The organism is Roseibacillus persicicus (assembly GCF_014651675.1).
Taxonomy (GTDB): Bacteria; Verrucomicrobiota; Verrucomicrobiia; order Verrucomicrobiales; family Akkermansiaceae; genus Roseibacillus; species Roseibacillus persicicus.
This window is the reverse complement of sequence record NZ_BMXI01000003.1, coordinates 218,570-240,027: the sequence shown is the minus strand read 5'-3', so window position 1 is coordinate 240,027 and position 21,458 is coordinate 218,570. Positions and strand designations below refer to the sequence as shown.

Annotated in this window: 13 protein-coding genes and 1 tRNA gene; 9 read left to right on the top strand and 5 right to left on the bottom strand. The window is 57.8% G+C overall.

Features of this window, described 5'->3' with window-relative positions; translation table 11 throughout:
• Positions 1–106 precede the first annotated feature (106 nt).
• On the top strand, positions 107–2,149 hold the full coding sequence (locus IE099_RS05030) for a tetratricopeptide repeat protein (RefSeq protein ID WP_189567912.1): 2,043 nt from the start codon (positions 107–109) through the stop codon (positions 2,147–2,149).
• 44 nt (positions 2,150–2,193) lie between these two features.
• Here the strand turns inward: IE099_RS05030 and IE099_RS05025 are convergent, their stop codons facing one another.
• A complete protein-coding gene (locus tag IE099_RS05025; RefSeq protein WP_194598368.1) occupies positions 2,194–2,850 on the bottom strand; it encodes a bactofilin family protein in 657 nt (218 codons plus the stop codon).
• Between the two features lie 182 nt (positions 2,851–3,032).
• On the opposite strand from IE099_RS05025, the gene IE099_RS05020 reads away from it, so the two are divergent.
• Positions 3,033–3,114, top strand: a tRNA-Leu gene (locus tag IE099_RS05020).
• An 89-nt stretch (positions 3,115–3,203) separates the two neighbouring features.
• On the opposite strand, the gene IE099_RS05015 is transcribed toward IE099_RS05020, so the two are convergent.
• The gene (locus IE099_RS05015; protein ID WP_229809390.1) at positions 3,204–6,599 is read right to left on the bottom strand and encodes a proline dehydrogenase family protein; all 3,396 of its coding nucleotides are present in this window, start codon (positions 6,597–6,599) and stop codon (positions 3,204–3,206) included.
• A gap of 101 nt (positions 6,600–6,700) precedes the next feature.
• On the opposite strand from IE099_RS05015, the gene IE099_RS05010 reads away from it, so the two are divergent.
• The 5 genes from IE099_RS05010 to IE099_RS04990 all read left to right on the top strand — a co-directional run bounded on the left by IE099_RS05010 (position 6,701) and on the right by IE099_RS04990 (position 11,108).
• Complete coding sequence (locus IE099_RS05010; protein WP_189567910.1) at positions 6,701–7,465, top strand: AraC family transcriptional regulator; 765 nt, start codon at positions 6,701–6,703, stop codon at positions 7,463–7,465.
• Between the two features lie 130 nt (positions 7,466–7,595).
• Entirely contained in the window at positions 7,596–8,342 is a 747-nt protein-coding gene (locus IE099_RS05005; RefSeq protein ID WP_189567909.1) for a glucosamine-6-phosphate deaminase, read from the top strand.
• Positions 8,343–8,393: 51 nt separating this feature from the next.
• Positions 8,394–9,326, top strand: a complete 933-nt coding sequence (locus IE099_RS05000) for a helix-turn-helix domain-containing protein (protein ID WP_189567908.1) — start codon at positions 8,394–8,396, stop codon at positions 9,324–9,326.
• Positions 9,327–9,682: 356 nt separating this feature from the next.
• Positions 9,683–10,747 carry a TlpA disulfide reductase family protein gene (locus IE099_RS04995; RefSeq protein WP_189567906.1) on the top strand — a complete coding sequence of 355 codons (1,065 nt, stop codon included), beginning with the start codon at positions 9,683–9,685 and terminating at the stop codon, positions 10,745–10,747.
• A gap of 181 nt (positions 10,748–10,928) precedes the next feature.
• Positions 10,929–11,108, top strand: coding sequence for a hypothetical protein (locus IE099_RS04990; RefSeq protein WP_189567904.1), 180 nt, complete (start codon positions 10,929–10,931; stop codon positions 11,106–11,108).
• 174 nt (positions 11,109–11,282) lie between these two features.
• Here IE099_RS04990 and cls read toward each other — a convergent pair whose 3' ends face one another.
• Complete coding sequence (cls, locus tag IE099_RS04985) at positions 11,283–12,704, bottom strand: cardiolipin synthase (protein WP_189567902.1); 1,422 nt, start codon at positions 12,702–12,704, stop codon at positions 11,283–11,285.
• 116 nt (positions 12,705–12,820) lie between these two features.
• Here cls and IE099_RS04980 point away from each other — a divergent pair, with 116 nt between their 5' ends.
• Positions 12,821–15,700, top strand: a complete 2,880-nt coding sequence (locus IE099_RS04980; RefSeq protein ID WP_189567900.1) for a DUF2339 domain-containing protein — start codon at positions 12,821–12,823, stop codon at positions 15,698–15,700.
• Positions 15,701–15,722: 22 nt separating this feature from the next.
• Here the strand turns inward: IE099_RS04980 and IE099_RS04975 are convergent, their stop codons facing one another.
• Positions 15,723–15,986 (bottom strand): FmdB family zinc ribbon protein, encoded by a 264-nt coding sequence (locus IE099_RS04975; protein ID WP_189567898.1) that lies wholly within the window; start codon positions 15,984–15,986, stop codon positions 15,723–15,725.
• A gap of 111 nt (positions 15,987–16,097) precedes the next feature.
• Between IE099_RS04975 and IE099_RS04970 the strand changes: the two genes are divergently transcribed.
• Positions 16,098–16,721: a L,D-transpeptidase family protein gene (locus IE099_RS04970; RefSeq protein ID WP_189567896.1), complete on the top strand. Its 624-nt coding sequence runs from the start codon at positions 16,098–16,100 to the stop codon at positions 16,719–16,721.
• Between the two features lie 134 nt (positions 16,722–16,855).
• On the opposite strand, the gene IE099_RS04965 is transcribed toward IE099_RS04970, so the two are convergent.
• Positions 16,856–21,448, bottom strand: coding sequence for a DUF7133 domain-containing protein (locus IE099_RS04965; RefSeq protein ID WP_189567894.1), 4,593 nt, complete (start codon positions 21,446–21,448; stop codon positions 16,856–16,858).
• Between the last annotated feature and the right edge of the window lie 10 nt (positions 21,449–21,458).

Sequence of the window (21,458 nt, the reverse complement as noted above, 5' to 3'; positions counted from 1 at the left end):
CTGTGAACCCTGCCGCCCCAACGGTACTTTCCTTATCCAAACTGCCCTCAACTTTCCCCATTGTCACTTTCACAGGCGGGACGCCTGTGCTCCTTGAAGAGAGGAGATGGCGTTCGATGATTCGAAGGTGGTCTTTGAAGCAGCCAAAGATATTGCCAGGCAAATTGCCCTAGCCGTCGAAGAGCGAGGGCGAGCGGAAACTGTCTTTGTCCGGGTGGTGGCGCGGGAGGGGTTTGATTTGGAAAAGCGAAGAGGACGGGAGATGATGAGAGTATTCAAGGAGCGTAGGCGTCCCGCCAGCGAATGGAATGATTGGGAAGCGGGAAGGTTGATTGAATGGGAACGCGCCGTTGAGGCGATGGGGTTCACAGGCGGGACGCCCGTGCTCCTTGGGTTTGTTCACTGCGAATTGGCGCGGAAAGACCTTGCTCGATGGGGATCGGGGTTTGAGAGTTCTGGCATGCGCCTTTTCTGCCTGCTGTTCACCTTGGGCTGGGCTTCACTTGCTGCTCAGGACACGCCTGCCACCGAGTTTCAAGTCGAGTCTGTTATTCAACCTTCAGTCGCCAAGCTGAAACCGCCCCGCTGGTATCCCGAGTTGATCTCGTTTGACCCGGCTGTCAGTGCCAATTCCAAGGAGGTGCAAAAGCATGTCACTCAAGGGATGGCCCTCGTTCATGGAGGGTGGGATTTCGAGGCCTACCGCCATTTTGTGGAAGCGGTGAAGAAGGATCCGGAATGTGTGATGGCGTATTGGGGCTTGGCTCTTTCTTTGGCCAATCCGAATAGCGAGGTTGCGGAGCATCGTCTGGCGGCGGTCGAGCGCATGTTGGACTTGGTCGGCCAGGGGAAAGGGACTGCTTCCGAGCGCGGTCAGGCGGAAGCGCTGGCTTTTCTTTTTTCCGACCAAAAAGGCCGTGCCCCGGAAATCTTTGAAGCAGTTTCCAAGGACTATCCTAACAATTTGCAGCTCAAGCTGATGGCCTCTTTTATGAAAAGAGATGGCTACGATGACCTCTTGGGGCCTGGTCCCGGTCAGCGGGAAGCTTTGGCTGAGGTGGAAGATATTCTCATCAATAACAATGACAGCCAGATGGCGCTATCGTTCTGGGTTGCCTTGCAGACCGAGCATCCTGATCCTACAGGCGAGCTGCGCAAAAAGGTGCTGCCCCGTGTGCGGCGTCTTGCCAAGTTGGCTCCTGATTTTCCCACCTATCGCGAGCTTCTCGGTCACTTCGAAAAGCGTGCGGGCAACCTGCTCCTGGCGAAGAAGGAGTTTTCAACCGCGATTGATCTCTACGAGAAGATCATGGCTGAAGATGGGGTGAAATACTACGACTGCCCGAACGTGATTCGAGCCAAACTCTCATTGGCCAACGTCTTGCGCAGCCTCAACGACTATGAAGGGGCCTTTGCGATCGCCAGAGAATTGGCGAATCTGCCGCTGGCGAGCGACCGTCTCTATTCTCCGGGGGCCACTCTTGTTTTGTGGGAAGGGCGGACCTTGGGTTCCCGTTTGGCGTTGGCGCGGGGAGCGCCGGGAGACTATCAGAAGGGTCTCGCTTTTCTGCCGAAGAAAGAGGAGGGCCAGAAGCTCGCGACGGAGACTCCTTCCGTCATCGGGTGGGAGGCTTGGCGTCATGCTCTTGCCGCTCGCAATGCGATCTCGACCAAGGTGCTCGATGCGGGGGAAAAGTATCTCAATGCCTTGGCTGCTAGTGATGGATTGTTGGATCAGGTGTCTTCCGTGGTGGCCAAGGGGAGCAGCCGGCAGAGCTGGGAGCGGACGCGGAATGCTCTGAAGGTGGAGTGGATGTTGGCCAAGGCGGAGCTGATTAATGCCAAAGCGGGGGAGAAAGGTTCAAGTATGGCGGACTTTTGGTATCAGTCGGCGGTCGATGAACGCGAGCCGCCCAAGGGGGTTTTTCCTCCCTTGAGTTTGGCCCTGCCGCCGATGGAGTTCGCCCTGCATCTCGCTCGTCGTGGGGAGCAAGAGGAGGCTGCTGAGAAATTCAAAATCGCGATGGTCGACTATGCGAACGATGTCGAAGTCCTCGTCGCCTATGAAGCCTGGCTGCGCAAAAAGGGGGACGCGAAGATGGCGGATGCGATCGCGGATCACATCAAGGTCGTCACCGGAGTAAAGTAAAAGCGTCCCAAGCGTCTCTTGGCAGGAAGGCCTTTCGGAGGCCTTTACTTGCTTGCGAGAGTGGGCTTGCCGATGGTCGCTTGACCTTGGAAGGTTGCGCCGGAATCGACGGTGAGACTGGGAGTCGTGATGTTGCCAATCAGGACTGCGCTCGGTAGCAGGCGGGCGGATTCCGTCGCCATGACGTTGCCGACCACTTTTCCTTCGATAACCACGGTCTTCACCGTGATGGTAGCTTCTACCAGGGATTGGGCTTGGAGCGCGAGGGCTCCTTCCGAGGTGATTTCGCCCTTTAAGCGGCCATTGAAAACAAGTCGATCAACGAACTTGAGCTTGCCGTCGATGACAACATCTTGCGCGAGCTTGTTGCCTCCCTGGGTATTCATTGGAGCTTGTGCTGCTGGCGAGGGGCTTGGCGCGGGCTTGGGATCAACCCTTTGTTGGGCTGCGGGAGCTGATGTAGTTGGCGCGGCTGGCCGAACGGAAGGTTGGGAGGCTGCCTGCGAAGCTGGAGCCGGAGTGGGGGCCGCAGCTTGTGGGGCGGGCGCAGCCGGGGAGGGCTTGGGAGTGGACATCAAAGAGCCTCCCGCAGAAGCCTCCTTCGTCTCTGGAGCCTTCACGGTGACCCGTCCTGTAAATTTCGAGAGGGAGCTCCGGAGAGAGCCGCCCATACCACCACCGTTGCCAGGATTTTTTCCCATGCCCTTTTCTAAGGGGCTATGCATCTGCTCGTAAAGAGGTAACTCCCTACTGAGAATGTTATTCAGGCTTGGCGAATCGCTTTGGTCGATTGCGGCTTGCTGTCGTCAATTCTGAAAAAGTTCGCGGAAAGAGTCTTGTCAGATGGCGGGCGACAGGCATATGCTCCGCGCCCACACGAAAAGCCAGCGTGGCGGAATTGGTAGACGCGCGCGATTCAAAATCGCGTTTCTTCGGAAGTATGGGTTCGATTCCCATCGCTGGTATTTCTTTCCTGACCTCAGTTTCGGTTCGGAATCTTTCGGGTTCTCAGCAAGTTTGCACTCTCGAGATCTCTTTGTTGCCCGTGGTTTTCTCAAAGTTCTTCTTCCACTCGGCCATGTCGGTGGAGGGTTTGAGAAAGAGATTGCTCCAAGAAGTAGGGAAGCAGTTCCAACCGTGCATGGGCGGTGACTGGTTGATGGTGGTTGCGACCGTGTAGGTGTGTGCTGGGGATACCCGGGGTGCGGAGGCTTGCAAGGGGATGAGCTGTCAGACGATCGCTGAGTTCGCTATCGGACTCTTGTAGAGAGCGAAGACCCAGGGAATCAGCAGCTTTGGCAAGGTCCTGCGGAAGCTGTTCGCCGCTGCTGATGGTGAGCTCGACTCCGGCAAGCCGGGCCATTACCGCGGAGATCGCAAGGTCCATGAGGTCGCTATCCTGATGCAAGCGAAGAGTGGCTCCGTCGACCGGCCGATAGCGGAATTGATTGCTCTCAGGTTTCAAGGCCGAGGGGTCGTGCTCCTGGCTAAATTCCTTTTCCATCCAATAGCTGCCATTGCGTGCAGCGATTTGTAAGGTGTTGTGCTCTTCGGGAGAAAGGTTCGTTGAAAGGGCCTCGATCAAGGTGGTGACTTCTGGCGCAGGTTGGGAGCCGAGCTTGGGCAGGGAGGGTGAACGAGGGGTGATGAATTGGCTGACGTAGTTGGGTCCGCCGGCTTTCCCCCCCGGGCCCAGAGATGAGTTCTTCCAACCGCCGAAGGGCTGGCGCTGGACGATGGCACCGGTGATGGAGCGGTTGAGGTAGGCGTTGCCGACTTCGACCTTTTCCCGCCAGGAGGCAATTTCCACCGGGTCGAGGGAGTGGATACCGCCGGTGAGTCCGAAGCCGGTATCGTTCTGGATGGTGACGGCTTCTTCGAGGGTATCGAATGGAATGATGGCGAGCACAGGTCCGAACAACTCGCTGCGGTGGATCCAGGAGCCGGCCTTCACCCCCGTGCGGATTCCGGGGGACCAGAGACAGGGGTCGTTCTCATCGACTTTTGGTTCGACGAGCCAACTCTCCCCTTCGTCGAGTTGAGTCAATCCGCGTAGGAGGTCAGGCGAAGGTTCCTGCACGAGCGGAGTGACGATGGATGCCGGGTCGGTGGCAGGACCAACCTTGAGGGATTCGGTGGCGTCTTTGAGTCGGGTCAGAAAGGAAGTTTTTTCTAACAACGAGCGTTCAACGAGCGCGATGGAAGCGGCCGAGCACTTCTGACCGGAGTGACCAAAGGCCGACTTTACGAGGTCTTTGATAGCGAGGTCTGGGTCTGCCGCGGAGGTGATGACGAGGGAGTTTTTGCCCGAGGTTTCGGCAAAGAGCCTTAGGTCGGGACGCCATCCGAGAAAGAGGTCGGCGGTGAGCGAGGAGCCGGTGAGGATGACTGCTGCGACCCGTGGATCGGTGATGAGGGATTGTCCGATCTCATTGTCGGGAAGTGGCAGAAACTGAAGGGCGTCGCGCGGGATGCCGGCCCGCCAGAGGGCGTCTACCATCACGCGGGCGGTGGCAATGACCTCTGGGGCGGGCTTGATGATGACGGGGTTCCCGGCCGCGAGGGCCGCGAGGATGCCACCGCAGGGAATCGCGCAAGGGAAGTTCCAGGGGGGAGTGATGACCACGGGGCCGATGGCCTCATGCGCGAGGCCGTCTTGCCAAGCCGGGTCGGAGAAACTGTGTGCGTAGTAGTTGGCGAAGTCGATGGCTTCGGATACCTCCACATCGCCTTCCGCCGGGGCCTTCTTAGCCTCTTTGTTCATGATCGCGATCAGCTGGCCCCGGCTGTTGCCCAGTTCCACCGCCGCTTGCCGAAGGAGTCGCGCCCTCTCGCTTTGTGAGGTCTGGGGCCACGGAGAAGAGGTGGCGGCGAGGAGTGCCTCTTCCACGTCAGCGGCGCTCCGCAAGGCGGTGTCCAGAACGGGGATTGCCGGCTCCAGGTTCCAAGCGAGCCACTCTCGGTTGGCGGGGAGAGAGAAGTCGGTATCGGGACAGTTGGCGAAAGGTCCCTCTTGGATAGCGAGCTTTTCCTCGGATCGATTCTGTCGTCGGCGCGGACCCTTGGGTGCAAGGTCTTGTTCGGCGCATGCGGTGAGGAAGAGCTGTTTTTGTTTTTCCCATGCCTGATTGCCGGGAGCGATCTCGAAGAGGTCACGGAGGAAGTTGCCGTCGGTGGTGTTCTCGTCCAGACGCCGGATCAGGTAGGCAATGGCGGCCTCGAAGTCGACATCGTTGACCGCGGGGCAGTAGAAGAGAACCTTGCCTGCTTCCGCGAGAACCGCTCGGGCCTGGGGGGCGGCCATGCCTTCTAACATTTCAATCTCAACGGCGTTCTCGACTGCGTTTTTCTTCCGCAGAACCATTGCGTAGGACAGGTCAAAGAGGTTGTGCGAAGCGACCCCGAGATTGACTGCGCGGGCGTTCTCCGGCTTGCAGGCGTAGTGGAGCATGCGCTTGTAGTTGGCGTCCACATCAGCCTTGTTGTCATAGGGGGCGAGTTCCCAGTGATGCAGTTCGGCGTCTACCTTTTCCATCGCCAGGTTCGCGCCTTTGACGAGACGGACCTTGATGGGGGCTCCTCCTTTGTCCACGCGCTTCTTGGCCCACTCGGTCAGTTCCTGCTGGAGGGGGAAGGCGTCGGGGAGGTAGGCCTGAAGGACGATGCCCGCCCGAAGCTTGAAGAATTCAGGCTCGGCGAGAACTTCTCGAAAGACGTCCAGAGTGAGGTGGAGGTCGCGGTATTCCTCCATGTCCAAGTTGACAAAGGCTGGCGGCTGTTGGGTTTGTGCAGCCTGATAGAGAAGACGCAGTCGCGCGGAGAGTTCCCGACGGGTGTCCTCGTATGCGGTTAGATTGATTTGGGAAAAGAGGGCGGAAAGTTTGACCGAGAGATAGTTGGTGGTCTTTTCCAAAAGGGCGGAAAGGTTTTGCTCCAGTCGCTTGTTCGCTTCTTCCTCGCTCAGGACCGCTTCCCCCAGTAGGTTGAGGTTCACTTGAGCCTGTTCGACTTTTCGCCGTTCAATATGAAGCGTGAGTTCTTTTTCTTCGGCGGGGAGGATCACTTTACGGGACTCGCGGCGCAGGCGTTCGGTGATGGCGGGCATCACGACGGTGGGGAGAAAGCGGGAGACTTCGGATCCGAGCTTCATCAGGAGTCGGTCGGGTCCGCTGAGATATCGCGGGGCACCGTAGCTCTGGAGCAGGGCGCGGAAGAGCTGGGCTGCTCGCTTGGGTTCGGGAGCGCGCAGAATGCGGTCGGTCAAATGGAAGGTGAGCTCTTTGCCGGCTGGGTCTTCCATCATGGCGGCGAGCTTGACGGCGTCTTTCTTTTCTTCCGCAGTCTCGGATTCCAGAGATTGGCTCAGAAGTTTTGCTGCCAGAGTGATCGCTTCCTGGGCTAGAGAGTCGGTCGCGGCTGCCATCTCGGGTGATTCCTGCATTGTCATCATTGTAATGTATACCGCGCGTCTTGACCCGTTTGGGGAGGGTAGATGGGGTTTCGGGTCAAAGGCTTTGCGGGCTTGCGGGCTTTGGCCTATCGTCGCTGCCGATGACACCTCGGGAGATGCGGGATGAGTTCTTGGAGCGGATGGAGGACTCGACCCTGACCGAACGCCTTTTCAGCGCTTTGCCTGATATTGTCTTTTGCCTGAAAAATCGGGACCGGGTCTATATGTCGGCCAACGATGCGTTTGCGGAGCGGGTGGGTCTGGGGTCGCGCTGGACGGTGGTGGGCAAACGGGCGGAGGACCTTTTTCCCAAGGTTTTAGCGGATCACTATCGTTCCCAGGATGAGGAGGTGCTGGCGACCGGAAGGGGCTTTCAAGAGCGCTTGGAGTTGGTGCCGTTGCGGGGTGGGGGATTGGGATGGTTCCTCGCCAGCAAAGTGCCGATTCATGACCGCGAGGGGGCATTGCTGGGCATTGCCTCGGTTTCGCAGGATCTGCGCCTGCCATCGGGCCAGGAGATGAATTATCGGGAGCTTGCCGAGGTCGTGACTGAGATCGAACAGCGATTCGCGGAGGATCTGAGCAGGAAGGAGCTAGCTTGCCGGGCGGGGCTGAGCGAGGAGCAGTTCGAGCGCCGGTTGAAGCGTGTTTTCGGGCTGAGCCTCAACGGATTCGTGCGAAAGCTGCGGGTTGAGTATGGCTCCCGGCTCCTGGTGGAAACCGATAAGAGCCTGGCTGAGATCTCCTTGGATTGTGGATACAGCGAGCAATCGGCCTTTTCCCGGCAGTTCAAGTCCACGGTTGGGATGCCGCCTGGAAAGTATCGGGCAGAGTTCGGCGGCTGGTGGCGTGGCATCGAGCCCTAGGCCGGCTTTCTCCACCTGTCCTTCGCTTCCAAATTCGCGATCGCGTGTCGAAAATGTCAACTTGGCAAATAAGAAAACTTTTCGATTGTCCGGTAGTTCTGCTCTCTTTAAGACCGATGGGGAGAAAGTGATGCAATCATCTAAAATCGAACGATCAGGCTTACAAATCGATGTCTTTCCGACACGGGAAGAGGCGTCGGCAGCTGCAGCGGATGAGGTGGAGGCCTTGTTGCGCAAAAAGGATTCGGTCAATCTGGGACTGGCAACGGGGTCGACTCCCCTCCCGTTCTATCGGGAATTGGTGCGTCGCCATCGCGAGGAAGGCCTCTCTTTCGCTCAAATGGAGGGCTTCAATCTCGACGAATACGAAGGGTTACCGCCGGAGCATCCCGAGAGCTATGATTCTTTCATGCAGCAACAGTTATACGCTCACATTGATGCTCGGGAAAGTCATCTCCTTCCGGGGATCTATCAGAATGCGGAGGAGGCTTGCCGAGCTTATGAAGAAAAAATTGTAGAAAAAGGGGGGCTGGATTGGCAGCTCCTCGGGATTGGTGGGAACGGGCACATTGGATTCAACGAGCCCGGGTCGCCGGTGGACTCCAGGACGCGGCGTATTGAGCTCGATGAGCGCACGCGGCGGGATGCGGTCAAACAGTTTGGAACGTTGGAAAAGGTCCCGTTGGCGGCTCTAACTATGGGGATTGGCACGATCTTGGAAGCGAAGCGGATTGTCCTGATGGCCTGGGGGGCGGGGAAGGCTGGAATACTGCAAAAAGCTCTGCAAGGACCGGTGACAGCGGAGGTGCCGGCGAGCTTTTTGCAGACTCATGGCAACGTCCGGATTCTCATCGATGAGGAGGCGAGTCAGGGGTAGACTATTGAAAATCTTGCAAAAGCGCCCAGAGATCGGTTGACTGTCGAGGCATTGGACACACACACATCGAGTTTGGAAAGCATTGGCGAGTTAGCGCAAAGCCTCGGAGAGCCCGAGAACTACTTTGCGGGCAAGGACTGGAGTGAGCTCATCCTCCCTAACGAGGTGCTTTGCTTTTTGCGAAGCAAGCAGACGGAAGAAGATGGCTGGGGTGCAATCTCCACCAATTCCAAGCGCTACGACCAGCATCGCCGGTTCGTCTTGTTGATTGCTCTGGAAGGGGCTGGTCAGGTGGGAGTGGAAACCAGTCTCTGGAATCTGGCTCCGAGTGAAGCTCTCGTTATGTTTCCCCACCAGGCGCACTACTATGCGGAGTTGGCGGACCGTTTTTCCTGGCTTTTCGTCACCTTTGACCTCCCTCTCGCCTTTTGGCCTGAAATCCAAGAGTTGCGTGATTCTCCCCGGCACTTGTCGGAGGAATTGCTCGCGAAATTGGACCGGTTCTTGAAAGTCTGGAAAGAGGCGAATGGACCTCAGGGCGCTCTGGAGTCTTCACGGATTCTGGGGGAGATTCTTCTGGAGTTGGCTTCCGGTGAGCGTTTGCAGTCTCTGGGGCAAGAAAGCGACCTGGTGCGCAAAATCCGTGAACGAGTGGAGGCGAACCTGAAAGAAGACCTCTCCGTGAAGGCGCTTGCCGACTACCTCGGGGTGTCCGGCAGCTACTTGCGCGAGCAATTCCGCGAAGGGGCGGGAGTTTCCTTGGGTCACTTCGTGCGCTCCGTTCGTCTGATGCAGGCGACCCGACTTTTGCGCGATAGTTCGCTGAGTGTTCGCGAGGTGGCCGAGCAATCGGGCTTCGGATCCTTCACCGCATTTTCGCGAGCCTTTGGCCAAGTCTACGGCACCAGTCCCAGCGTCTACCGGAAGTCCGTTGCCGGGTCTCCGGAGACCGTCCCGGGGGCACCCAGCTCCATCGAGTCCTGAAAAGTGGCCGGCTGAGCATTTATTCGTTCAGACTTTCCTTTCGAAAGAGTTCTGTTCGGACTAGGGCCGGAAGGGAAGGCCTTAGCCAATTGGTGTTCAGTACGGTCATTGTCCGGTGACCCGGGGTTCTTGAGCATTTTCGACCCTTTTCAGGAAGCCTGGCAGAGCGGGGGCCGTGGTGTGTCTATTTGAAAATTTTGCCCGAGTTATGGGTTTAAAATTGAGGCACTTAGGTTTGTCTCAATTTGGAAAAGCCAAGTCGAAAAGGTTTAATGATGGAGTTGGTTTTTTTATGTGCTTAAGCTTGAGGGGAAATGAAAAAACATCTTTCGAAACTTGTTTTGTTGTCCCTCGGAATGGCTTTTCCCGCAATGGCACTGGCGCCCGGGGACAAAGTGGCGATCGAGGCCTTGGCTCAAGCTGAATTCGTACAGGGCGAAGCTCCTACAGATTGGAAATCCGATGAGGTCTATATCTTTGAGTGTTGGGCGACTTGGTGTGGTCCTTGTATCGCGGTCATTCCCCACGTGGATGAATTGTTCGATAAGTACCACGAACAGGGTCTCAATATCTATGGAATGAATGTTTGGGAGGATGGCAAGGACAAGGCTGCCAAGTTCGTGGAGAAAAAGGGCGAGGGCATGTCCTATCCCGTTGCTTATGTCGGTAAAGGAGGTGCCTTTGAGGAGAGTTGGCTAAAGCCTGCGGGTGTTCGGGGGATTCCACACGCCTTTGTGGTCAAAAATGGCAAACTTCTCTTCTCCACCCACCCGGCGGGATTGAAGGAAGACTTGATTGTGGCTCTGCTGGCGGGCGGTGACCAAGAGACTGCGGCGGTGAAAGCAATCAGAGACGAGGAAGCGAATAAGGCGGCGATGAGCGAAGCGGTGAAGGCTTTTCAAACGGCAGCTGGCCAAGAGGACGTTGCGGGGATGCAAGCTGCTCTCGAGAAAGTGAAGGAGCTTTCACCAGATGCCCCTTATCTGGACGCCATGATGATTGACCTGGCGACTACTAAAAAAGAGTGGGGCGAGGTTGAGAAGCTGATCTCCAGCTCTTCCGAGAGCCGTCAGGGAGCGATGAGCGCACGCAATTTGGCGATGAAGCTCGAGTCCTCTGAAGAAGAGATTCCTGCGAGCTTGCGGGAGACGATTATTAAGGTTTTGGAGCAAGGATCTTCTGCAAGTGTCTTTGATTACCCCATCATTGCGCATATGCATTTTGCTTTGGGTGATAAGGAAAAGGCCCAAGCCGCTGCGAAAAAGCTTCTGGGTGTGGATGAACGTTTGCCGGTGGAAATTAACGAAGCCTTTGTGGCAAGTTTCGATACCGATGAGCCTCAAACCATCATGGAATTTCGCAAGGCTTTGACCGACGCCATGAGAAAGCAAGCCGCAGAGAAGAAGGCTGCTTCCGAGTAGAGTCGCTTCGTCAATTGTCTGGTTATAGCAGCCCCGGGAGCCAGTCTCCCGGGGCTTTATTATGCGGACTGATCAAGGATGGCGCGGGGATTTTCAGACCTGTTTTCGCTCGGGAAAAAGTGGGGAGGAGGGTCCGCAAGACGGGCTTGCCAGATCACGCATTGGGATTAGACTTTCCTCCATGAAGTTGAAATACGCTCTTTGGCTCGCTCTTCCCGTCCTCTTCGCCTCTCTCGCCAGCTGCGCGATGGAGCAGGAACGCAAGGTTGTTCTGCCCGAATCTGATGAAAGCGATCTTCCTTGGAACGGGATGCAGGAAGGCGAAGGTCAGGGGATGCTTGGAGGTTTCCAACGCCGCTAGATGCCGACCCTTTTGTTCTCTCTTGCAGCCGTTCTTTCTCTGAGCGGCTGTTGTTTTTTTGACTCGTCGGTTCCGGATGGTTCAGGCGGGCTGGTAGACCATCTGCCGTGGAGTTCCTCTCCGATTGGTGAGCGCTCGGATGTGTTCGACGTCTTCGAACCATCGGCGGAAGGCCTATTGGATGGGAGCCAGTAGGCGGGCCAGCTTGGCAGCCAAACGGAACGGGAGAGGCTTTTCCAAAAACTCATCCCGGTCGACCTCACGGGCGCGGTCGAAGTCCTCATTGAACATTCCGGCCACCTCATACACATGTTCCTGGGCGGTGAGGATGGCGGTAATCTCGAAGTTCAAACGCAGCGACCGATTGTCCAGATTGCCTGTGCCGACTGCCGCGACCTTGTTGTCGATCAAGAAGGCCTTTTGATGCATGAAGCCTTCCGAATAGCGGAACAGCCTGATGCCATAGGGCAAAGTCTGGCGATAGTAGGTGAAGGAGGATAGCCAGACCAGAAGGTGGTCGGGCTTTTCCGGCAACAGAATACGCACATCCACCCCCCGCAGGGCAGCGGTTTGCAGCGCTGTTAGAATGCCGTCATCGGGGACGAAATAGGGCGAGGCAATCCAGAGTTTGGAGCGGGCGGTATTGGCCGCTTCCGCGACCAGCAACTGAAAGGAAGGGCGCTCGTCGGAGGGGCCAGTGGGTACGATCGCGACGGAGGCATCCTCTTTCTCGTGCTTGCAGTTCCAATCCAGATCGGGGATTTGGTGGGTGGCCCAATACCAGTCTTCCAGAAAGACCATCTGAACCGCTTGCACCGCCGGACCCTGCAGCCTGAGGTGGGTGTCGCGCCATTGGCCAAAGTTCTCGTCGCGTCCGAGGTATTCATCGCCCACATTGACGCCGCCGATGAAGGCATCATTGCCATCAATCACGATGATCTTGCGGTGATTGCGGAAGTTCAACTGCAGGCGTGACCACCACTTGCGGGTGCGGCCGAAGGCAAAACATTCCACCCCCGCCTTCTGCAGGTCTTCGAGATAGCTGTTAGGCAGTTTGTGAGAACCCAACTCGTCGAATAGGAAGTGGACGCGAACGCCTGCCTGCGCTCTTTCGATCAGAGCTTCTTTAAACCGGGTCCCCACGCGATCGCTCTTGATGATGTAAAAGTGGATCAGCAGGTAGTCCTTGGCCTTGGCAATAGAGTTGAAGATCTGAGCAAAGATTTCTTCGCCATCGATGAGCAAATCGGCATCGTTACCTCTGGTCACGGGGATGCCGCCGATGCGGACTGCGGTGGTCAAGAACGGGCCATCGGGGTCAATGCGGTGGGGCTTGATGGAGGTTTCCAGCGCGTTGACCTGAAGGTTGAGAAGTTCGTTGTCCGACTTCCGGGCCTGCACGTAGCCCACCAAGGTATTGCGTCCGAAGACCCAATAGAGTGGCACCGCCACCCACGGGAAGGTCACTAGGGCAATCATCCATGCGATGGTGGCGCTGGGGGTTCTCACCCGGAACAATGCATGGAGAACATGAGCGGCACCAATCAGGTGCAGCACAACAATGCCAAGGAAGAGAATCGGTTGAGGGATATCCACGGAACAAAGAGTCCGCCTTCTTTGCAAAATAACAAGTCTTGTTCATCATTGCCCGAGGATTGCGGACCTAGCGAATAGGCTTCGACAGCTGGGACCGGTTCTGATGAGATGCTGGAATGGAGATAATCTGGATCCTGGGGGGATTGGCCTTTCTTTTTGTCTCATTGGTCACGCTGTTCAATCTGCGAGCCCGGGTCGGGGAGCTGGAAGAGCGTCTCTATCGGCTGGAAAACCGGCCGAATAATAAAGGCGCGGAGGCTCAATCCAACAGGCCCGCAGAGAAGGAGATGGTCCGGCCAGACACGACTCCGACTTTTCCTGCGAAAGAGGGGCAGGTGGTCCCGCCTTCAGCTGATTCTCTCTCGGGGAAAGTTGTTGCGGCGGTCCCGCCTGCTCTTCCGCCGACGGTGCGTCCCGTCCCAGGGGATGAGAGTCAGGAGCCTGAGCGAGCCGTTCCTGTTCCTTTGGGGCCTTCGCCTTTGCTTGTGTGGTTGGAGCGGATGGGGCTGAAGCCGCCTGCTCCGGATGAAGAGGGGGCGAATCCGATGGCATGGTGGAGCACTCGCCTGGGACTGGCCTTCGGGGTCATTGCCGCTGTTTTTCTGGGACTTTATGTGAACAAAAATACCGTCCCGTGGGTTCGCTTGTTAGAGCTGATAGCAGTGGCACTTGCGGTGTTTGCTACCGGCTGCTGGTTCGAGCGCAAGCTCCAGGGATTTGGAAGGGCGTTGTCGGCGGGAGGCTTGGCGTTGCTGTATGTCGCCGCCTACGCCGCCTACGGCTTGCCCGCAACGAAGGTGATCGACTCGCCTTTGCTGGGAACCATTGCGCAAACGGTTGCCTTGGTTCTGACCATCGCTTGGGCCTTGTGGAAAGAGCGGGAGGCCATCTTTGGGTTGGCTCTCGTTTTAGGTTATGTCACTTGTTCGTTCGCGGCGGCCGAGGGGCTGGGTTCGGTATCATTGATCGCGCTGATGGTCTTGGCTCTGGCTGGCACGGGGTTGTTTGCCTGGCGGAGTTGGTGGTCGGGGTTGTGGGGAGCGGTCTTTGGCAGCGGATTGGGTTTGGCGGTTCTGGCCACTTTTACCTACGGACCCGACAAGGGGCCTTCCCATTGGGTCGCCCAGAGTGTGATTCTGACGCTGACCATTCTTCCTCTGGCTGCTCTATCCTGGCGGTGGTCAGAGGGGGAGAGGAAGGCGAAGTATGGAGTGACTCTGGTGACGGCGGTGGGTTTGCTCTCGGGGGCAGTGGTGACTTGGACGCGGGGTTTCGACTTTCAGCTCTTCTATCTCAGCTTTGCCGCTCTTCTGTTTCTCGCAGGTTGTTGGTGGCGCCGAGACGAGGGGGAGGGGCTTTGGCAGACTTTGTGGGCCAAGGCTATGGTCTTGCTGGCTCTCTTCCTTGTTGCGCGTTTTGAGGGGCCGGTGCGGGCGTTTTCTCTTTTGGGTCAAGCGGCTGGTTTGCTGTGGCTGGCGCGCACTCGTTCGAGGGTGGTCTTTGAGGTGGGTGCGGCTTTGGCAGCGTTGGTGGGATGGTTTTTGCTTTGGTCTGACTCGAGTCCGGTGGCCGGGTTGAATTGGTGGGACGGGCGTGGATTGCTTCTCTTGTATCTCGTAGTGGTGCAGGCACTGTTGGTGGGATATCGAGTCTTGCTGGGAGAGGACGTGGTGCGGCGCGTGGCAGGGGTCTTTGGAGCGACGCTTGTCGCCCTGGAGGTGTTGGATGTTGCCTGTTGGCAGAACCCATCTTCTTCATCCATCGTTATTCCACTGGTTTTTGGTATTATCGCTTTGTTGCAACTTTGGCCCTTGCGCTTGAAGGATGCGGAGTGGACCTCATTCCTGCTGTTGATTGGCACTCTGTTCGTTCTGCGTTCCCGATACTTGGCAGGGCAGGCGGTGAGTTCTCAAGTTCTACTTTGGCTACCTCTCGCGTGGGCTTTTTACGCATGGATCGGGCGTTCCGAAAAGCCGCGGCACTTGATGGGTGGGCTGGCAGTGTTGGTGGCCTCATTGTTTGCGGTGGGGCTTCTGACGGAAGAAGCGGTCGGCGGCCAATGGTTCCCGGTCGTTTTTGTTGGATTGGCATTGGGGTATCATGTGTTGGGGAGTGTCTTCCACTTTCTCTCCATGCGGGGAGTGGCTCTGTTGTCCGCGGGAGTTTCGATTTGGTTTCTAACCCAGTCTGGTTGGATCCCGCGCTTCGAGCCCACCATCTTGATCACCTTGCTGCTGGCGCTGGTTTGGTGGTTTTGGGGATGGCGTAATCCGGAGGAGGAAGCGGCTTTGGAGAATGTTGCCGACGGGTTTCGCACCGTGACCGTCGCGGTGGCCCTTTGGGCGTTTCTGGTTGGTGTTTTCAGCGGGGTGGCTTTGCCGGTGGTGACTCTTCTGTTGTCTACCGTGATTCTGGTCGGTTGGCGGCTTCTTCGGGCCGACAGTCTCTCCTGGCTAGGCTTGGTGGCGGCGGTGATGGCTTTGCTCAAGCTTCCCGGGCAATGGTCCCATCCTTCTTTCCCCTGGGTGGTCGTCCTGTTTTTCGTTTTGTTGGCGGCCAACGGAGTCTGGTTGGCGAGGGGGGAAGGAAAGTCTCCTCTGGCTCAGCCTAAAGTGGCATCCCTTCTGTGGGGGAGCGGGGCCCTCGTGACCGCTATGGTGGGCTTGGGGATGTCGCCTGCGGTAGTCAGTGGGATGACGGCCAGTTGGGCGGTTGCGGCGGTTGCGCTGCTCGTGGCAGGATTTTGGTTTGGTCTCCGTGGCTATCGCTTGATCGCCTTGGGAGGGTTGGCGATCACGGTGGTGCGCCTGTTCCGGGTCGATATTCAGGACAGCTTCTGGCGCATCGTGGCCTTTGGGGTCACCGGTGCCCTGCTAGTAGGTATCGGCTATTTGTATAACCGTTTCCACCAGCGGCTGGGGGACGGTGACCTTGATTGGGGAAGATCAGGAGGGGATGAGGAGCAAAAGGACGATGGTATCGAGAAGGGGATTTGAAGCTCGTGTGAGCGTTCAGTCCCTAGTCCGACTTGGGCTTGGACTCCTTTTTGGGCTCGCTGGCCGCTTTGTCCTTCTTGGCTCCATCGGTATAAGACTTGGAGCGGTAGTCGGTTTCGTAGAACCCTCCGCCTTTGAAGATGATGCCGCCACCCGTTCCGAGGAGTCTTTTGATCGGTCCCTCGCAGTTCTCGATGGGACAATCGGTGAGCTTCTCATCGCTCATCTTCTGAAAGACCTCGAAGGTGTGGCCGCAGGTTTGGCAGCGATAGTCGTAATTGGGCATATGAATTTTTTTAGTTGTAGTGGAGAGGGAAGTAGCATGATTTTCCGTCCGCGCAAGTGTCGGTTGCATACCTGCAAAGTTGCAGTATTCTTACCCCGCCCTCTTTAATACATGAAAAATAGACTTTTCCTCCTCACCGCAGTGCTTTCCTCGTTTGCCTTCGTGGCATGCGCTCCTGTTGACGGGCCCGGTGCGAGCACCGCTATCGGTGGTCAGACCGGCTATTTGGCTGGTATCCGCACTTCGACTGGCTACGACGGTTCTGCCAATCCCAACGAGTCCTCTTCCTTCTGGGATGGTGACGGAGTGCAGGGTTCACCCAAAATTCGCATCAATCTCGCCGAGCAGCGGGCCTACTATTACAAGGGCAACCAGCTGGTCGGGGTCTCTCCAGTCTCCACTGGCATCGAAGGTCGCCGTACGCCCAAGGGCAGCTTCAAGGTGACCCAGAAGAGCCCGGACCACAAATCGTCGCTCTATGGTGTGATTCGCAATGTCGCCACGGGAGAGATTGTGAACGATGATGCGGATACCCGCAAACACCGCGCGGGTCCTGGTGAGGTATTCGAGCGTGCTCCCATGCCCAACTTCATGCGCTTCAATGGCGGAATTGGCATGCACACCGGATTCTTGCCCGGATATGCTGCCTCCCATGGTTGCGTTCGGATGCCGGACAAGATGGCGAAGATTTTCTTTGAGAACACGCCAATTGGAACTCCTGTGATTGTGGAGTAATTCCCAGCCACCCTCTCAATTTTCAAAAGAAAAACCCCGAATCGAGTCGATTCGGGGTTTTTTGTTTGGTGGAAAAAGTGTTTCGGGCAGTCCGTTCGCGGCTGGTTCCGAGCGAGTGTTCGGTCTTTCCCCGATTACTGGCTCTTACCGAACATCAGCTTCGCCGTTGCCGCTGCAACCAACACTACGAAGAAGATGGCGAACGGGGTGTAGGGGAACGTCATGTAGGTCTGGCCCTTTGGCATCTCGCCGAGGACTGCGGTCGCTGGCTCTGAAGAGGTTGTTTCCTGAGGCGCGCTATTGGGGTCGGCCAGATCGGCTACCGTGAGCATGGGTTGGCCCTCTTCGCTGCGAAGTTCGGCCACCATCTCGGGAGTGACTGCTGGAGCGCTGTTGCCGAAGGAATTGCGGACGTAGGTGAGAACAGCTGCGATTTGCTCGTCAGTCTGGGTGGCCATGGGCGCCATCATGCTGTTGTAGGTCACGCCTTTCACCTCGATCTCACCTTGGAGACCTCTGAGCTGGATGCGAATCAGGTTTTCTACCGGGCCATTGACCCACTCGGACTCGGCGAGAGGGGGGAAGGCACCGGGAACGCCGTTTCCATCCGGCTGGTGGCAGGCGAAGCAGAAGGTGTTGTACTGGGTCTTCCCCATCTCCCATACCGTGGCATCGATGCCCTCGGGTGCGCTTTGTGCAGCGGCAGGAGTGGAAGCGGTCTCGGCAGGTGCGGGCGTTGGGGTAGTTTCGTCGGCCATTTCAAAAAGATTCGGTGCGGAAAAGGGATGATAGCGTTTGGGCTCTTGGGCAAGCGGATTTTTCCGCGAAGGCATCTTCTTTAGGGTTGTTAGATAGGCCACAAGGTCGCGAATCTCTTCTTTTTGTAAAAGAGAAGCCATTGCCGGCATGGGAGAAATGGGTTCGGAGGCTTCCGCGATGTCCGTCCGCAGAACGCGCCAAGCCTGACCCTCCACCATCAGATCGATGTGGGTGTCGGTCGCCTCGAGCAAAGGGCCGGAGAGGGATTCTCCGTTGTTGAGAGTCAGGGAGATGGGAGCAAAGCCCGGCGCGATGGTGGCGGACGGCAGAACGAGGGATTCCAGCAGGGAGCGGCGCGACTTGTTGCCAATTCCTGCGAGGTGGGGGCCGGCCATTCCGTTGCCGTCCACTCGCGCATCACCAGTATGGCAGCGGGCGCATTGCGCGGTGGGGTGACTGGCGAAGAGGGCGGCACCGCGCTCGGGATCGCCTCCGTAGAGACTCGCGAGATATGGGGTCAGCGGGTCGTCGTCCAGAGACTCTTGGTATGCCGTCAAGGCGTCGAGAGGAGCGTGGTGGGCGCTGACCTTTGCGGCGAGAGTCATCTCCAGCTCGATAGTGTGATCTGGATTGTCCTGCTCGCGCAAGCGGTCGAAGTAGGAGACCAATAGAAGTGGAACCTCCGGATGAGGATGGGTTGCCAGCCGCACGGCCGCTCCCTGGCGATAGGCTGGATCTTCATGGGTGAGGGCCTGGCTGAGAAACGGGAAGGAGGTCTCCGGTTTGCGTTCCGTCAGGAGGTCGATGGCATCCAACTTCAACGCCACCGGGGCACGATCCTGATCCTCCAGTTCTAGAATCTTAATCAGCAGGGGAGTGAGGGAGAAGGTCTCGTCTCTTTCCAAAAGAGCGAGTGCGGTCGAGCGAGCCTTGGCCGGGATAAGCGGACCTTCAATCAGGGCGAGAAGTTCGTCATTCTGCAGGTCGCTTGGAGCGACTTCGTAGTGGGCGACCAAGGCGATGGCCGCGTTGAGAACCGGGCTGTCGTGCTGGAGCAAAGGTGTGAGCTTCTTCTCGATAAGATCCTTTATTTCTCTCTCGGGTCGCGGGCGCATGGGGACATATCGGCCCAGTGACTGATCCACGGGATGAGGGTTGGACCATTGCAAAAGCAGTCGCAGGGCTTCCTGGCGTTCAGGCAAAGGAACTTTCGTCGTGCCGGCAATAGTCAAGAGACGTTCCGCATTTTCCTGACCCGCCAGGCGAAAGGCCGAATGAATCAGTCTCCGCCAGATGAGCGGGGGAACTTGCGAATTCTCCTTTTCCAACAACTCATCGACTACTGTCATCAGCGCCGGACGGGCAGCCTCGATGGGGGTGTCGTGGATGATACGGATCGCCTCGTGACGAATCGCGGGGGTGTGATCGAACAAGAAGCGGTTGGTGCCCACGTGACCCTTCCTCTGCAGCGCCAAGAGGGCTGGCAAACGCATTCCGGGCAGGGCGTGACCCGAGAGCGACAGCAGGTCCTGATCGCTGGCACACCCGGTCAGGCCGACCACCGCGGCATGGCGGAGGTAGGGGTCATTCGCGTCTGAGGCATGGAGCGCGAGGTTGAGGAGAGGGTCGAAAGCCTCCGGAGTTCCCAAGCGGCCCAAGGAAAGAGCGGCGAAGAAACTGACCCGATCCGAGGGATCGCGCAGGGCGGCAATCAGTCGGGCAGGGTCTTTGACCGGAGCTTCACCCAATCCCTTTGCGGCTTGAGCGCGCAGCTCGGCATCGGGACTTTGCAAAAGGCCTAACAAGGCGGCGGTCGCGTAGGGATCCTTGTTCTTGCGAGCGAGCATCGACAAGCCCCAGACGGCATGCAATCGCGCTACCGGGGTGTTGTCCTCTCTCAATTCATCGCCGTAGTCGAGTCGGGGGAGAAGGAGGTTTTCCGCAGGCAGATCCAGGAGCTCATCGCGCAGGTGCAGTTCGGCATAGAATGCGGGCAAGGCCTTCGGCTTCTCCGCAAGTGCGATTTGGGCTCGCAGGCGGACCCTCATGTCGGGGTGGGAGAGCAGGGAGGCAAGTTCTGCCTCGTTCCGGTGATGGAAACCTTCCCGCATCAGTTCCGCGACTTCCTCCGCTTGGGGATGGGGGGAATCTGGCTTGAAAGCCAACACCTGGCCCTGGGGAGCGGACTGCCATCCGGTCCCGAAGTCCGTGAGGAAGGCTGTGCCATCGTAGCCAAAATCGATATCCGTCGCACCGACCCCCCATGCGAACTTGCCCGCACTCACCATCTGATAGGATGCCCCCACAGGCTCCACCGCGAACGAATGAATCCCCGATGCGGAGGGCCCGCCCTTGTAGTCGCAAAGAAGAAACTGATTCGCAACCAGCCCACCCAATGCGGTGGCAGGGGCAAAGACAAGGCCGGAGGGACCATTCGACAAGTGGGCAATGGGCGGCATCATCCATGCGGGCTGTTCCGCATTTGCCAAGTCCCACATCCGCTCGTCCATCCAGCGATTGGGGGGGCGTTCTGTTAGACCGATTTGGCGGTGAAAGGAGTGGAGGGTCTGATGGTCCGAGCGCCAGCCGGAATCCGCGCCTTCCACGAGGTAAACCAGACGGGCCGAGTCGCCCATGTCGGCGTTGTTATCCACCGTGAAAGCATCCCCGACTTCATTGAAGGCGACTTCCTTGGGGTTGCGTAAGCCGGCGTGAATGACTTCGAAGTTCGAACCATCGGGATCGAATCGAAAGACCGCCCCCTGGTCGGTGAGCGCATAGTTCACGCCTTCTTCAGTCGTCACGTTCATCGCCCGGTCTCCCACCGTGCCATAGATTCGTCCATCGGGACCGAGCGCGAAGCCGTTCAAGTCATGTCCGGAAAGCGACACCCGCAGCCCAAACCCGCTCGCCAGAGACAAGCGCTCGTCCTCACCAACGCGGCCGTCTCCATCCAGATCGGAGAGGGCGTAAATGTCCGGGATACATGCGAAGTAGATCACCCCCTCATAAGCCATCACCCCCGCAGCCGTTCCGTCTAACAGGTCGTCGAATCCATCGGCAAAGATGGTGCTCACTTCCGCCCGGCCATCGCCGTCCTGATCCTGCAAAAGCCGAACCACCTCGCTCTTGGCAGTGAGAGATTCCAGCGGGACCTCGTGCTGCCATTTCTCATGCATCCGCTGCCTGTCCTCCACGGTGGTCGCGGCGATGTCATCCATCACCCAGAAGAGCCGGTCGCGATTGTCCTCGACGCCGAAGCGGAAGCGGTTGGTCTCCGCCACATATATCTTACCATCTTCCGCCACCGTAAGGGCTGTTGGCGAAGTCACGTTTTGCTCCTCGTGATTGGCAAAAACCGAGGCTGTGGTTCCTTCGGGAATGAGCATGCCGGGCTTGGCCGGGGAGCTTATGAGCCCTGGCTCGAAGGTCGTGCCATCACGCGTGGCATTGGGGAAAAGGGGATTCGCGGCGACGTGGGCCACCAGATGATCGGCGACCACGAAATCGAACTCGCTGTTGTCATAGATGCGGAAGGTGACGGCCTTTCCCATCCATTCCCTCACATCCCAAGTCACCCGACGGAGCGTGAGACTGCCCTGGGGAGTGGCCGAGCGGAGCAGGTCGTCACCGAGCCACATCTCCAGCCCCACCCCGTTCATGCTGCCGCCCAAGCGAAAGCTCACATAGGGTTCTTGTAGGATAATTTCAGGTGACTTGAGCTCGCCGAAGGCTGCCACGCCACCCACCGCCGAGCAGGCAAAGGATTCCTCACAATATTCTCGTGCGGTTCCATTGACCTCCGCAGGCAGATCGACGCAAGGCCCGAGCCCGAATCCCTCGCCCGTTGTAGTCCAGTCGCCAAAGCCATCACCTTCGAAGGATTGGATGATCCGACCGCCCGATACCTCTTCATCAACGGCAAGAGCCAGGCCCGAGAGAAAAGAAAGTAGCAACAGAACACGCATCAAACTTCAT